At 63.6% G+C, this 14172-nt stretch carries 13 protein-coding genes; 11 read left to right on the top strand and 2 right to left on the bottom strand.

The annotated features are described in order from the left end of the window. Positions 1 to 68 precede the first annotated feature (68 nt). The 6 genes from CLV47_RS03085 (at position 69) to CLV47_RS03060 (ending at position 8400) form a co-directional block, all read left to right on the top strand. The gene (locus CLV47_RS03085) at positions 69 to 833 is read left to right on the top strand and encodes a 3-hydroxybutyrate dehydrogenase (RefSeq protein ID WP_106347891.1); all 765 of its coding nucleotides are present in this window, start codon (positions 69 to 71) and stop codon (positions 831 to 833) included. 55 nt (positions 834 to 888) lie between these two features. Continuing rightward, entirely contained in the window at positions 889 to 2466 is a 1578-nt protein-coding gene (locus tag CLV47_RS03080; RefSeq protein WP_106347545.1) for a phytoene desaturase family protein, read from the top strand. Positions 2467 to 2507: 41 nt separating this feature from the next. Then, the gene (locus CLV47_RS03075) at positions 2508 to 3521 is read left to right on the top strand and encodes an ABC transporter ATP-binding protein (protein ID WP_106347544.1); all 1014 of its coding nucleotides are present in this window, start codon (positions 2508 to 2510) and stop codon (positions 3519 to 3521) included. Further along, entirely contained in the window at positions 3518 to 4297 is a 780-nt protein-coding gene (locus CLV47_RS03070) for an ABC transporter permease (protein ID WP_106347543.1), read from the top strand. Before CLV47_RS03075 ends, CLV47_RS03070 begins: the two co-directional genes overlap by 4 nt. A gap of 134 nt (positions 4298 to 4431) precedes the next feature. After that, positions 4432 to 8205 carry a multifunctional oxoglutarate decarboxylase/oxoglutarate dehydrogenase thiamine pyrophosphate-binding subunit/dihydrolipoyllysine-residue succinyltransferase subunit gene (locus tag CLV47_RS03065; protein ID WP_238145190.1) on the top strand — a complete coding sequence of 1258 codons (3774 nt, stop codon included), beginning with the start codon at positions 4432 to 4434 and terminating at the stop codon, positions 8203 to 8205. Positions 8206 to 8214: 9 nt separating this feature from the next. Next, positions 8215 to 8400, top strand: coding sequence for a DUF6104 family protein (locus CLV47_RS03060; RefSeq protein ID WP_106347541.1), 186 nt, complete (start codon positions 8215 to 8217; stop codon positions 8398 to 8400). Positions 8401 to 8521: 121 nt separating this feature from the next. On the opposite strand, the gene CLV47_RS03055 is transcribed toward CLV47_RS03060, so the two are convergent. After that, complete coding sequence (locus CLV47_RS03055) at positions 8522 to 9709, bottom strand: NAD(P)-dependent malic enzyme (RefSeq protein ID WP_238145189.1); 1188 nt, start codon at positions 9707 to 9709, stop codon at positions 8522 to 8524. Positions 9710 to 9833: 124 nt separating this feature from the next. On the opposite strand from CLV47_RS03055, the gene CLV47_RS03050 reads away from it, so the two are divergent. From CLV47_RS03050 to CLV47_RS03040, 3 genes are read left to right on the top strand one after another with little or no spacing between them, the layout of a single operon-like run. Continuing rightward, complete coding sequence (locus CLV47_RS03050) at positions 9834 to 10472, top strand: dTDP-4-dehydrorhamnose 3,5-epimerase family protein (protein ID WP_238145188.1); 639 nt, start codon at positions 9834 to 9836, stop codon at positions 10470 to 10472. 15 nt (positions 10473 to 10487) lie between these two features. After that, positions 10488 to 11414 (top strand): fumarylacetoacetate hydrolase family protein, encoded by a 927-nt coding sequence (locus tag CLV47_RS03045; protein WP_106347538.1) that lies wholly within the window; start codon positions 10488 to 10490, stop codon positions 11412 to 11414. Positions 11415 to 11452: 38 nt separating this feature from the next. After that, on the top strand, positions 11453 to 12418 hold the full coding sequence (locus tag CLV47_RS03040; protein WP_106347537.1) for an MBL fold metallo-hydrolase: 966 nt from the start codon (positions 11453 to 11455) through the stop codon (positions 12416 to 12418). Between the two features lie 48 nt (positions 12419 to 12466). Here the strand turns inward: CLV47_RS03040 and CLV47_RS03035 are convergent, their stop codons facing one another. Then, on the bottom strand, positions 12467 to 12775 hold the full coding sequence (locus tag CLV47_RS03035) for a S24 family peptidase (protein ID WP_202862360.1): 309 nt from the start codon (positions 12773 to 12775) through the stop codon (positions 12467 to 12469). Positions 12776 to 12969: 194 nt separating this feature from the next. Between CLV47_RS03035 and sodN the strand changes: the two genes are divergently transcribed. Both sodN and CLV47_RS03025 read left to right on the top strand, forming a co-directional pair. Further along, complete coding sequence (sodN, locus tag CLV47_RS03030; protein WP_106347535.1) at positions 12970 to 13368, top strand: superoxide dismutase, Ni; 399 nt, start codon at positions 12970 to 12972, stop codon at positions 13366 to 13368. After that, positions 13365 to 14021 (top strand): histidine phosphatase family protein, encoded by a 657-nt coding sequence (locus tag CLV47_RS03025; RefSeq protein ID WP_238145187.1) that lies wholly within the window; start codon positions 13365 to 13367, stop codon positions 14019 to 14021. The genes sodN and CLV47_RS03025 overlap by 4 nt, the downstream gene beginning before the upstream one ends. The last annotated feature ends 151 nt before the right edge of the window (positions 14022 to 14172 follow it).

Genomic DNA, 14172 nt, shown 5'->3' with positions numbered 1-14172 from the left:
CGCGAGATTCTGCTCATCGGCCACGAAATCCTATGCCATTGCCCGCCGCCGGCGGCTACCGTGTCCGCATGGAAACCAACAGCGGAGCGCTCGATCTGCAGGGGCGACGCGCACTCGTCACAGGTGCGGGCGCGGGAATCGGCAAGGCCACGGCAATACGGCTCGCGGCCGCCGGCGCGCATGTCACGGTGCTGGACCTCAACGTGGACACGGCCACCCAGGTCGCGGATGAAATCGGCGGCGCACCGATGAGCTGCGACCTCTCAGACCTGGACTCGATCGACCGTCTCGATCCGCGTATCGACATCCTGGTCAACAACGCCGGCTTACAGGTTGTCGCACCGATCCATGAGTTCCCCGTCGACAAGTTCCACTTGATCCTCACGGTCATGTTGGAGGCACCGTTCCGGCTGGTACGACGGGCACTGCCGCACATGTACGAAAACAAGTTTGGCCGGGTCGTCAATATCTCGTCCATTCACGGGCTACGCGCCTCGCCGTTCAAAAGTGCATATGTGACAGCGAAACACGGTCTCGAAGGTCTTTCCAAAGTCACCGCGCTAGAGGGCGCCGAGCACGGCGTCACGTCCAACTGCATCAACCCGGCGTACGTCCGCACCGCGCTTGTGGAGGGCCAGATCGCCGACCAGGCCAAGGCCAACAACCTCGATGCGGAGCAGGTTGTCTCGCAGGTCATGCTCCAACGAGCCGCTATCAAACGGCTCATCGAGCCCGAAGAAGTGGCCGAGCTCGTTGCCTACCTGTGCGGACCGGCCGGAACGTTTATCACCGGCGCGTCGCTACCAATAGACGGTGGATGGACGGCGCATTGATCCCCCACCAATCCCACAACGTCGTACGCCCCGGCGGCAAGAACGACCACGTCGTATGACGTCCGCGTGCGACGTCGCGATCATCGGCGCCGGTCACAACGCACTGGTCGCGGCCGCCCTCCTCGCCCGCGCCGGCTTGACGGTCACCGTCATCGAGCGGGACGACGTCCTCGGCGGAGCATGTCGCACCGAGTACCCGTTCGCGCAGGCGCCGCGCCTTGCCGCGTCCACCGGTGCCTACTTGTTCGGACCGTTCCCGCCCGAACTGCTGGTCCTGCTAGATATCGTCCCCGGCCGCGACCTTGAGCTGACTCGGCGCGACCCGCACTACTTCATGCCGACCCTGGACGGTCGTCATCTGCTGCTCGGCAGCGACCAGACCGAGTCACGCCGACAGTTCGCGCAGTTCTTCACCACGCGGGATGCCCGCGCCGCAGAGGCACTCGCCACAGAGATCGGCGACATCGTGAGCGACGTCGGCCCGGCGTGGCTGCAGCCGGTTCAAAGCGTCGAGGACACCGCTGAGCATTTTGTCCGCCCGACGCTTCGCGAAGCGTTCGTCGATCTCGTGCGCGGCAACGTCGTGGACTACCTCAGCAAGTTCGAGTTCGCGACAGAGGATGTGCTGGCCATGTATGCCGTCACCGACGGGATGCCAGGCCTGACCGGATCACCGTGGACGCCGGGAAGCGGGCACAACTTCCTCGTGCACAACATGTGCCGGCTCCCGGGTGCCGGCGGCACCTGGATGGTCGCTATCGGAGGGATGGGTTCGGTCACCGCTGCCCTCGCCCGCACGGCCCGGCACGCCGGCGCCCGCATTGTCACCGGCCAGCGCGTCGAGCGGATCCTTGTGGAGGACGGCGCGGCGAACGGCGTACTACTTGACAGCGGTCGGCACCTCAACGCAAAGGTGGTGGTCGCCGGTTGCGATGCCTTCCGGATCCCCGGGCTGCTCGGCGACGACTGCCCGCCCGCGCTGAGCACCCAGGTGTCGGAGTGGGCCAAGATCTCGGCAGGTCAAACCCTGAAGATCAATCTTGCCCTGTCCGGGCTGCCGACGTTTTCTGCTCTCGCCGACCGCCACGGCCAGCACGGTACGACGGTGCATTTGATGCCCGAACACGATGGCTCAATTCTCGAGACGCTTCGCGCCTGTTTCGATGGCGCCGCGGCAGGAAGCCTCGCACCCACCCCGCCGTTGGAGTGGTATTTGCACTCGACCCTCGACCCGTCCCTGCGTGACGAAGCCGGCCGTCACTCCAGCGCGCTATTCGTGCAGGGAGTGCCGCATATGCCGGCGGGTTCGGACTGGGCCACCGAGGGTCCGGCGTACGTCGAGCGGATCCTTGACTTGACCGAGCGCTACGCGCCGGACATTCGCGACCTGCTGGTCGAGGCGCAGGTCCTCACGCCGACCGATATCGAGTCCCATTTCGGCATCACCCACGGCAACATCCACCACGTCAACCCGACGGTCTCCTTCGACGACCGGCTGGCCTACGCCCTCGACCTACCGGGTGTCTATGCGGCGTCCGCCGGATGCTTCCCGAGCGGGTCAGTGATCGGTGCGGCCGGTCACAACGCAGCGCGGCAAATACTGCAAGACCTGCAGATCACCGTAGATTGGTGAGTGTTGTTTCGAGTATCGATCGAAAGGTTCCCATGCCCCAAATGACGGACGACGGTTCCGGACGAATCGTGGTCAGTGGACTGACTAAGACCTACGGACAACTTCGTGCGGTCGACGACTTGAGCTTCAGCGTGGAGCCCGGATCCATCACCGGCTTTCTCGGGCCCAACGGCGCCGGCAAGAGCACCTCGCTGCGGATGGTGCTGGGACTGTCCGAGCCGACCAAAGGGACCGCCACCATCAACAGCGTGCCCTACAGCCACCTCAACGCGCCGATCAAGACGGTCGGCGCCGTGCTGGACACGACATTCCACCCGGCGCGCAGCGGACGTAACCATCTGCGTGTCTACGCCGCCGCGGCGGGCATCGACGACAAGCGCGCCGACGAGGTGCTTGACCTGGTCGGACTCACGAAGGCGGCGCGACGCAAGGCCGGTGGCTACTCACTCGGTATGCGTCAGCGCCTCGGGCTCGCTACCGCCTTGCTGGGAGATCCGAAGGTCCTCGTCCTCGACGAGCCGGCGAACGGCCTCGACCCTGAAGGCATCCAATGGCTGCGCCGGTTCTTGCGTCACCTGGCATCCGAGGGCCGCACGATCCTGATCTCCAGCCATCTGCTTCAGGAGGTCGAGCAGACGGTCGACAGAGTCGTCATCATCGCGAAGGGCAAGCTCGTGCGGGCCGGCACGATCGCTGAGCTAGCCGGGTCGTTGGAAAAGGCGGCCCTCGTGCGCGGTCCCGACCTGAGCGCCCTGCAAGCTGAGCTCAGAAGCTCCGGGTACGACGTACAGGCTCACGGCGAGGGATTGCGCGTACTCAATGCGCCCATCGCAGAGATCGGCGAAGTCGCGTTCGCGACTCGCACCGTGCTCCACGAACTACGCGAGGACACCAAGGACTTGGAGTTCATGTATTTCCAGCTCACGGAAGGACAGGGCGACTACTCGGGCACTGACCAGACCGATGGCACGGCCGCACCGGATGGCAGCCCGACCAACCCCAGGCACGCTGCGAGCGACCAGAACCCTTCTAGCAGCCAGGGTGGTGTGGCGTGATGCGACTGATCAAGGCTGAACTGCGTAAGTTCTTCTCCACCAAGACCTGGCTCTTGCTCCTGATCGGGACCGTGCTGTTCTCATTGGTCCCGGTCGTCATCACGCTGTCCTTTGCTGGCCGGGATGCCGGCAATGGACAGGCTCCGCTGCCGAAGATCACCGCTCCCCAAATCCAAGAGCTCGTGCTGAGCGGTCCATCCAGCGCCACAATCTTCATCGCGATCCTCGGCGTCATCGGCATCACTCAGGAGTACCGCCACCGCACCGCGACGCCGACATTCCTGACGACTCCGGCGCGCTGGAAGGTCATCGTCGCCAAGCTCATCACGTATCTCGGACTCGGCGTCGTCTACGCGGCGATCGCAGCGGTGTTTGTCATCGCGCTGTCCGCCCTTTGGATCAACGGTGCCGGTGGGTCGTTCACCCTGGCCGGCAACAACTGGAAAATTCTGGTCGGCGCGGCGATCGCCGCCGCGCTCTATGGCATCGTCGGCGTTGGGTTCGGCGCATTGGTCCGCAACCAGATCGGCGCGGTCGTGGGACTCCTCGCCTACATGTTCGTCATTGAGAACATCTTGGCCGGAATCCCTGCTACACGGGACATCTACCGGCTTCTACCCGGCGGCGCGTCGTCCGCGCTCTATACCTACGCCGACCGTCCGGGCGCTGTTATTCACCTGCTGACTCCAGTGCAGGGCGGCATCTTGCTGGCCGCGTACGGCATCGTCTTCGCGATCATCGCGCTCTTTGTGTCGACGCGCCGAGAAGTTAGCTGATTCGGTGGCGCACACCATTGCTATGTAGGTTTAATCACGTTACGAATTGGCGTAGCCTGAAGGGTATTGTCCGCGACAGTTTGTGGGCAAGATCTCGTAACCCACATCGACCATGAGAAGGCGATCTGACCACCGTGTCGACACAGCAGGATTCATCCACTGGCCCCTCACACAGCGGCGCCGATTTCGGCGCCAACGAATGGCTAGTGGAGGAGATGTACCAACGATATTTAGAAGCCCCTAAATCAGTCGACCCGGCATGGCACGAGTTCTTCGCCGACTACAAGCCCGACGCGCCGCACGCCGGCAACGGCGACGCCGGGCAGGCCAACAACAAGCCGGCCAGCGCACCGGCGGCCGCGGCCTCTGCACCGTCGAAGTCTGATTCGGCACCCGTCGCCAGCAAGCCTGCCGAGGCGTCCTCACCCGAGCAGTCCGCGCAGAAGAAAAGCACCGCGAATGCGCCCAAGCCCGCGGCGGCGCAGTCCAAAGCTGCCACTTCGGCACCAGTGAAGGAGTCGGCCAGCGCGACCCCCAAGGCTGCACCTAAAACGGCGGCGCAGTCCGACGACTCGGTTGTCAGCCCGATTCGGGGTGCTGCCAAGGCGATCGTCGCCAACATGGAAGCGTCGCTCCACCTGCCTACCGCGACCAGCGTTCGCGCGGTCCCGGCCAAGCTGTTGGCGGACAACCGCATCGTCATCAACAACCATCTACGGCGAGCCCGCGGTGGCAAGGTGTCATTTACCCACCTGATCGGTTTCGCGATCGTCAAGGCGCTGCACGAGTTCCCGGACATGAACAACAGTTTCAAGGAGACCGACGGCAAGCCGACGTTGGTCCGACCCGAGCACACCAACCTCGGGCTGGCGATCGACTTGGCCAAGCCGGACGGCAGCCGCACCCTGGTCGTCGCGTCGATCAAGGCCTGCGAGTCGATGGAGTTCGGCCAGTTTCTCGCGGCGTACGAGGACATCGTGCGACGGGCTCGCAACAACAAACTGACCATGGACGACTACGCCGGTACGACGATCAGCTTGACCAACCCGGGCACCGTCGGGACAAACCACTCCGTACCGCGCCTGATGAGCGGCCAGGGCACTATCGTCGGCGTCGGCGCGATGGCCTACCCCGCGGAGTTCGAGGGGATGAGCGAGGCGACGCTGACCGAGCTCGCGGTCAGCAAGACCATGACCCTGACCTCGACGTACGACCACCGCATCATCCAGGGCGCCTACTCCGGTGACTTCCTGCGCCGGATCCACGAGCTACTGCTCGGCGGTGACGAGTTCTACGACGAGATCTTCAAGTCGCTGCGGATTCCTTATGAGCCGGTACGCTGGCTCGCTGACCGCACCGTCAGCCATGGTCGGCAAATCGACAAGGGCGCGCGGATCATCGAACTCATCGATGCCTATCGCACCAAAGGCCACCTCATGGCCGACACCGATCCGCTCAACTACAAGCAGCGCACTCACCCCGACCTCGACGTGATCACACACGGCCTGACGCTCTGGGACCTCGACCGCGAGTTCCCGGTCGGCGGCTTCGCCGGCAACAGCGTGATGAAGTTGCGCGACATCCTCGGCGTACTGCGCGATGCCTACTGTCGCACGGTCGGCGTGGAATACATGCACATCACCGATCCCGAGGAGCGCGCCTGGATTCAGGAGCGGATCGAAGGGGTCAACGAGAAGTTCCCCATCGAGTGGCAGAAGCACATCCTCAGCCAGCTCAACGCGGCCGAGGCGTTCGAGACGTTCTTGCACACCAAGTACGTCGGCCAGAAGCGGTTCTCGCTTGAGGGCGGCGAGACGGTCATCCCGCTACTCGATGCGATTTTGCAGCGCGCTGCCGAGCACGAGCTCGATGAGGTCGCGATCGGCATGCCGCACCGTGGCCGCCTCAACGTGCTGGCCAATGTGGTCGGCAAGTCTTATGGACAGATCTTCCGCGAGTTCGAGGGCAACATCGACCCCACCTCCGCGCACGGCTCCGGTGACGTCAAGTACCACCTCGGCGCGAGCGGCCAGTTCACCCACCCGGTGACTGGACACTCGACGACGGTGTCACTGACCTCCAACCCTTCGCACCTGGAGACCGTCGACCCGGTTCTCGAAGGCATCGTGCGAGCCAAGCAGGACAAGATCAACAAGGGCGAGTCCGGGTTCACGGTGCTGCCGTTCCTGATGCACGGTGACTCCGCGTTCGCGGGGCAGGGCGTCGTTGCCGAGACGCTCAACCTCTCGCAGCTGCGCGGCTACCGTACCGGCGGCACCGTGCACGTCGTGGTCAACAACCAGGTCGGGTTCACCACCTCCCCCGCCGCCGCGCGCTCAAGTCTCTACTGCACCGACGTAGCCCGGATGGTCAGCGCGCCTATCTTCCATGTCAACGGCGACGATCCAGAGGCCTGCGTACGAGTTGCACGTCTCGCCGTCGAATACCGTCAGGCGTTCAAGAAGGACGTGGTGATCGATATGGTGTGCTACCGCCGCCGCGGTCACAACGAAGGCGACGACCCGTCGATGACCCAGCCGGAGATGTACGACATCATCGACGCGAAGCGCTCGGTCCGCAAGCTCTACACCGAAGCCCTCATCGGACGTGGTGACATCACCCTCGATGACGCGCAAGAAGCGCTACAGGACTACCAGAAGAAACTCGAACAGGTCTTCATCGAGACCCGCGGGTCCAAAGCCCCAACCGGCCAGCCGGTGCCGCGCGCGAGCCAGGAATCGACGTCTGTGCAGACCGCGACGACCGAAGAGACCATGCGCATCATCGGCGATGCGCATGTCAACCAGCCAGACGGCTTCACCGTCCATCCCAAGCTCAAGAAGCTCATCGAACGTCGCCAGAAGATGGCGATCGACGGCGGGATCGACTGGGGCATGGGCGAAACGCTCGCCCTGGGTTCTCTGCTGCTCGACGGGGTCCCGGTCCGGATGGCCGGCCAGGACACTCGCCGCGGCACGTTCGTGCAGCGGCACGCGGTGCTCATCGACCGCAATGACGGCGAGGAATACACCCCGCTGCTGCATCTGGGCCACGGTCAGGCGCGGTTCTGGATCTTCGATTCGCTGCTGTCGGAGTACGCCGCGATGGGCTTCGAATACGGCTATTCGGTCGAAAACAGTGAGGCACTGGTGGTGTGGGAGGCGCAGTTCGGCGACTTCGCCAACGGGGCGCAGTCGGTCATCGACGAATACATCAGCTCCGGCGAGGCGAAGTGGGGACAGCGCTCTGGCGTCGTTCTCATGCTGCCGCACGGACACGAGGGTCAGGGACCGGACCACTCCAGCGCACGCATCGAGCGATTCATGGCGATGTGCGCCGAGGACAATATGACCATCGCCAACTGCTCGACCCCGGCCAACCATTTCCATGTACTGCGCCGGCACGCGCTGGACAACATTCATCGCCCGATGGTGCTGTTCACGCCGAAGTCGCTGCTTCGCGCGAAGTTCGCCACGTCCGAGGTGAAGGACTTCACCGAAGGCGGTTTCCAGCCTGTAATCGGCGATCCGGACGTCGATCCGCAGAAGGTCACTCGGGTCTTGCTCGCTAGCGGCAAGGTCAACTACGACCTGATCTCCGCCAAGGAAAAGGCCGGCCGCGACGATGTCGCCGTCGTCCGCGTCGAGCAGCTCTATCCCCTGCCGTCGGCGCAGATCGCCGACGAGCTCGCGAAGTACAGCAACCTCAAAGAACTGCGCTGGGTCCAGGAGGAACCGGCCAACATGGGCGCGTGGTCGTTCATGGCGATGCACCTGCCAGGAGAGCTCCCGGCCGGTACCCCCGCTCTCGTCGGAGTGTCTCGGCCCGCATCGGCCAGCCCGGCGGTCGGCTCGCATAAGGTCCACGAGATCGAGCAGGCTGACCTGCTCGATCGCGCACTCGCCTAGGCGCGCGCGGTGTACTTTACGGATCGGGGCATTGAGGAGCTCGCGGCGCGACGCGAGGACGAAGACGTCAGCATCGAGTGGCTATGTGACCGGCTACGCGTTTTCGTCGACCTTAATCCCGAGTTCGAGAACGCCACCGACCGGATCGCAACATTCCTGGCACGCGACGATGAGCTCGACGATCTGGACGACTAGCTAGCACATACCAAAAGAGGCACCTACGACGCGATCGCGTTGTTGGTGCCTCTTTTGTGTGTAGCTGTTGTTGGTTAGACCAGCACTAGCAAATGGCCCAGTGCTAGCGAATAATCCAGTGCTAGCGAATAATCCAGTCCGCGCCGTCGGTCCACGCCTTGGCCACGGCCGCCGTAACCGCCGGTACGACCCGCGGGTCGAACGGGTCCGGAATGATTCTTTCCGGCGTGAGCTCGTCAAGCACGACGTCCGCGATCGCCACAGCAGCGGCGATCTTCATGTCTTCGGTGATCGCGGTTGCCCCAGCCTGGAAGGCACCCTTGAACACGCCCGGGAACGCGAGCACATTGTTGATCTGGTTGGGGAAGTCGCTGCGACCGGTAGCAATCACCGTCGCGTACTTCTTCGCCAACTCTGGGTGTACTTCGGGCGTCGGGTTGGACAACGAGAAAATGATCGGGTCCTTCGACATGGTCGCGATCGCACTCTCGTGAATCGTTCCACCGGACAGTCCGATGAAGCAATCCATTCCGTCAAGGATTTCTTCGGTGCTGCCTGTGAGGTCGTCCTTGTTGGTCCACGAAAGCAGTCCCTGCTTCACCGGGGTCAAGTCCGGGCGACCCTTATGGATCGCGCCCTTGGAGTCGGTTAGCACGATATCGGTGACGCCGGTGCTGTAAAGCATCTTTGCGCAGGCGATGCCCGCGGCGCCCGCGCCGGCGATCACGATCCGCAGGTCGCCGTCACTCCGGCCACTGAGAATCCGCGCATTTCGCAGGGCGGCGGTGACAACGATCGCGGTGCCATGCTGATCGTCGTGCATGATCGGAATTTTGAGGTCTTCCTTGAGCCGATCCTCGATCTCGAAGCAGCGCGGCGCGGAAATGTCCTCGAGGTTGATCGCGCCGAACGATGGCGCCATCGCCTTGACGATGTGGATGATCTCGTCCACGTCCGTGGTGTTGAGCACGATCGGGAACGAGTCGAGCCCGCCGAACTGCTTGAACAGGCAGGCTTTGCCTTCCATGACCGGCAGTGCGGCGTCCGGCCCGATGTCGCCTAGACCGAGTACGGCGGTGCCGTCACTGACCACGGCAACAATGCCCGGGGCGGCGGTGTACTTGGCCTTCTCAGTGGGATAATCGGCGATGCGCATGCATACCTCGGCAACACCCGGCGTGTAGACCTTCGAGAGGTCGTCCGCGTCTTTAATCGGCGCCTTGAGATTGACCTCGATCTTGCCGTGGTCGTGCGCGTCGTAGATGGGTTGCAGGGCAGCGTCAATTGGTGGTGGCTCGGGATTTTTCACGTGTCTCCTCGACAACGAAAAGAAGATGGCTACGGGGGTGGCCCGGCAAAGTTGACGTACGGGGGTGGCCCGCGCTCCCGTCCATATTCCCACAGCTGACGACGTCGACCGCACCACGTATGCGGTGAGTACTCCCACACTCCGAGACGGTATTTTGATTTCCATGGACGTACGCGAGCTGAAAATCCCAGGAGTACTCGAGTTCACCCCCAAAGTCTTCCCTGACGAGCGGGGCGTCTTTCTTGAATGCTTCCGCGCCGAACCGTTAGAAGAAGCGCTCGGACACCGGTTGGACCTGGTACAAGCCAATCACTCGGTCTCGAAGAAGGGCACGGTCCGAGGAATCCACTATGCGCTGGTGCCGCCCGGCCAGGCGAAGTACGTCTACTGCCCACAGGGCTCGTTCCTCGACATCCTCGTCGACATCAGAGACGGCTCTCCCACCTTCGGTCAGGTCGACTACGTCGAGCTCAACGGGGATACGCGACGTTCGGTATACGTCTCGGAGGGAGTCGGACACATGGTCGTGGCGCTCGAGGACGACTCATCCCTTATCTACCTTTGTTCGGCCGGCTACAACCCCGAGCGTGAAAAGGGCCTTAATCCTCTCGATTCCGCATTAGACCTCCCGATTCCGGCCGATTTGGAGCTTCTGCTCTCGCCTAAGGACCAGGCCGCGCCGACCCTCAGCGAGGCGAAGGATCAGGGACTGCTGCCGTCGTACGATGAGTGCCAAAAGTGGTACGCGCAACTGCGCGGCTAAATCCAGGAGCTGACGATGAGGTTTGCGACATACGAGTCCGCGGACGGGCGCGATCGTGTCGGCGTGCTCAGCGACAACACGCTGCACGGACTCGACACCGAGAAGTCTCTCGTCGACCTGCTCACCGCCGGTGACGACGCGCTTATTGCGGCCGGCACGGATGCACTCAACCCGCCGCACGAGACGATCGCGTGGGAGTCCGCTCGCATCAAAGGACTCCTGCGGCCGCCGTCCATGCGTGACTCCATGTGCTTTCACGAGCACATTCGCAATGCGCGCGGCTCAGATATCGACGAGCGTCACAGCCGCTACCCGGCGTTCTACTTCTCGAATCCGGCGGGTGTCATCGGGCCATACGACGAGGTCGCGATTTCTCCTGGCTGCGAACAGTTCGACTACGAACTCGAGATCGCGGCCGTCATCGGCACTGCCGGCAGCAACATCCGCCCGCAAGACGCCGCCGCTCACATCGCGGGCTACACGATCTATTGCGATTGGAGCGCCCGGGACATCCAGATGGATGAGATGGTGGTCGGGCTCGGGCCTGCTAAGGGTAAGGACGGCGCGACAACCCTCGGCCCGGTGCTGGTGACCGCTGACGAGCTGGAGCCCTTCCGCAAAAACAAAGGCTTCGACCTCGCGATGACGGTGGCGATCAACGGGCAGCCGTTCAGCGCCGGCAACTGGTCGACGATCGACTGGTCGTTCGACGACGTCGTTGCGTACACCTCGCGGGGCACTCATCTGGTCCCCGGTGACGTACTCGGGTCGGGCACCGTCGGTCGCGGCTGCCTGCTCGAGCACTTCCGGATGGATCCCGATGGCTTCCGCGGCTGGCTCGCTCCGGGCGACGAGGTCGTCCTCGAGGTTGAGCGGATCGGCCAGCTGCGACAGAAGGTCGTCGCTGCGCCCGAACGTCACCCGCTCAGCTCGGGCCACTGAACGAGCACCGTCCATCACATCATCGGAGAAGAGAAGCAATGAGCTCGTCACCCCAAAGTCACGCACCGCTCGGACCGCCGGAACTGCACGAGGTCAGTGACGGCGTCTTCGCCTACATCCAGCCCGATGGCACGTGGTGGATCAACAACATGGGCGTCCTCGTCGGTAAGAAGCACACCGTGGCTGTCGACTCCACATCGACCGTAGCGCGCACTCGAGCGTTCAAGGACGCGATCGCCGGCCTGACTGGCAACCCGGTCCACACTCTGATCAACACCCACCACCACGGCGACCACACCAATGGCAACTTTCTGTTCGACACTGCCACCATCGTCGCGCATGAGCGGTGCCGTGACGCGATCCTCGCGGACGGCAAGGAAGGCATCAAGCGCCTCCAGTCCGCCGGGATCTTCGTCAACCCCGATGGTGGACCGGACTGGGGCGACATCGAGCCTGCCCCGCCGTTCTTGACCTACACAGAAGGCGTCAACGTCTTCGTGGACGATCTTCGCTGCGAGGTCAGCTATGCCGGCACGCCGGCGCACACGACCAACGACTCCGTGATCTGGCTTCCCGAGCGCAAGCTGCTTTTCGCGGGCGACCTCGTCTTCAACGGGGGCACACCGTTCCTGCTGATGGGCTCGGTGGCTGGCGCACTTGAAGCGGTGGCAAGCCTGAAGAGATTCGGTGCCGAGACGATTGTGCCGGGGCACGGCCCGGTCGCCGGCCCCGGTCTCATCGATGACGTACTGGACTACCTGACATTTGTGATGGAGCTAGCCAAGAAGGGGCATGCCGACGGCGTGCATCCGCTCGAGCTGGCACGCGGCACCGACCTCGGAAAATTCGCCGAGCTTTCGGACTCCGAACGCATCGTGGGCAACTTGCACCGCGCATATTTCGAGCTCGACGGCGCCGAGCGGGGCGCCGAGATCGACGGGGTCCGCGTCCTGCAGGACATGATGACCTACAACGGCGGCCAGCCGTTGACCTGTCTGGCGTAACGGGATCCCTTTAAGCGATCATCTTCTGCGGTCAGCGGCACGGATCGATCAGAGCTTTCGTGGATGGGGCCAGTAGCGAGCGAACACGACCCCGAGCGGTGCGGCGTACCCGTATTTCTCACTCGCGTCGCTCTGCGCGGAGTTGTCTCCGACTAGCCACAACCCGTTGTCATCGACCGACACCACGCGTTTGATCACAATGAAGTCCGGCTTTAGCTCGAATTCGGCAAGCACGACCTGACCGGGTCGGACCGTGCCGCCTCGGCGGACCATCACGTAGTCGCCGTGGTTAAGCGTCGGGGCCATGGACTGCCCACTTACTGCGGCGCGAAACCAGCGGCTCTTTCCGGTCGTCATTGTTCCATCTTCGCGCATTAGCCTTATTGCCAACTTGTGGCATCACGATCGCCGTTCTATATGGACTTTTTCTACATCGCGAATTCATCCGCCGCCGTACGCCGGACTGTTTGACGCCGGGCATCGGGGGTAAGGTCATTGACGTACGCAAAAATGGCAACAACCACTGCCATCACATACTTACGGAGGTCCATATGCGCTTCTCGTTACGCCCCAAGGTCATTGCCCACGCCCACTGCGATCTTCCTTGCGGTGTCTACGATCCGGCCCAGGCACGCATCGAAGCTGAGTCCGTCAAGGCGGTCCAGCAGAAGTACCAGGACAACGACGATCCCGAGTTTCGCACCCGCGCGATCCTGATCAAGGAACAGCGTTCCGAGCTCGTCAAGCATCACCTGTGGGTGCTGTGGACCGACTACTTTAAGCCCGAGCACCTCGAGAAGCACCCCCAGATCCACGACCTGTTCTGGAAGGCCACCAAGGCTGCCGGGGCCGGTGGCGCCAAGGGATCGATGGACCCGGCCAAGGGCCAGGAGTTGCTCGACCTGATCGACCAGATCGCGGAAATCTTCTGGGAGACCAAGAAGGCGTGACTCGGCCGGTCGCGTCCACGGACGCAATTGATGCCAAGGCGCCGACCTCAACCGAGGTCGGCGCCTTTGTCATCGTGCGGCACGGTCAGACTGAATGGTCCGCCTCCGGCCGCCATACCGGCGTGACCGACATCCCGCTCACGCCCGAGGGGGAACGTCAGGCCGCGTCCCTCCGTGGCGCGCTCACTCAGTTCGACTTCGGCTACACCAGCGCAAGCCCGCGACGGCGCGCCTGGCGCACGGCCGATCTTGCCGGCATCGCCGATCCGCAGATCGACCCCGATCTTGCCGAATGGGACTACGGCACTTACGAGGGCATGACGCGCGAGGAGATCCGGCGTGCCCGCCCCGACTGGACCATCTGGACCGGCACTCCCGTCGGCGGCGAGAGCGCCGAGGAGGTCGAGGCCCGCGCTCGCCGCGTCATCGAGCGACTATTGCCCACCTTGCGCGCCGGTAAGGACGCCATCGTCTTCACGCATGGGCACTTCAGCCGGGTACTCGCCACCGTCTGGCTGGCGCTACCCACCACGGCCGGCGTACATCTTCTGCTCGACCCAGCCACCGTGAGCATCCTCACCGAGGATCGCGGCGATCGAGTCGTCGCCCGCTGGAACAGCCCATCCGCAGAGGCCCGCGCCGCCACCGACTGATCATCATCGTCGGCCCTGACGCCCGCCGATTACGTGTTCCGGGGCCGCGTACCCCCGCAGGTCGCGCGGATTACGCCGCACACCCACTAACATCAGTGGACCGGCCGCTCAAGGGCGTCCGCCGCCGGCTGGGCGCACTAAAGTCCGCCGA

Source organism: Antricoccus suffuscus, assembly GCF_003003235.1.
Classification (GTDB): domain Bacteria; phylum Actinomycetota; class Actinomycetes; order Mycobacteriales; family Antricoccaceae; genus Antricoccus; species Antricoccus suffuscus.
This window is presented reverse-complemented; position numbering and strand designations above follow the sequence as displayed.

Excerpts from the sequence above, each read along its gene's own strand:
- CLV47_RS03085 (WP_106347891.1), top strand. The coding sequence starts at position 69 with ATGGAAACCAACAGCGGAGCGCTCGATCTGCAGGGGCGACGCGCACTC.
- CLV47_RS03080 (WP_106347545.1), top strand. The coding sequence starts at position 889 with ATGACGTCCGCGTGCGACGTCGCGATCATCGGCGCCGGTCACAACGCA.
- CLV47_RS03075 (WP_106347544.1), top strand. The coding sequence starts at position 2,508 with ATGACGGACGACGGTTCCGGACGAATCGTGGTCAGTGGACTGACTAAG.
- CLV47_RS03045 (WP_106347538.1), top strand. The coding sequence starts at position 10,488 with ATGAGGTTTGCGACATACGAGTCCGCGGACGGGCGCGATCGTGTCGGC.
- CLV47_RS03040 (WP_106347537.1), top strand. The coding sequence starts at position 11,453 with ATGAGCTCGTCACCCCAAAGTCACGCACCGCTCGGACCGCCGGAACTG.
- CLV47_RS03035 (WP_202862360.1), bottom strand. The coding sequence starts at position 12,775 with ATGACGACCGGAAAGAGCCGCTGGTTTCGCGCCGCAGTAAGTGGGCAG.
- sodN (WP_106347535.1), top strand. The coding sequence starts at position 12,970 with ATGCGCTTCTCGTTACGCCCCAAGGTCATTGCCCACGCCCACTGCGAT.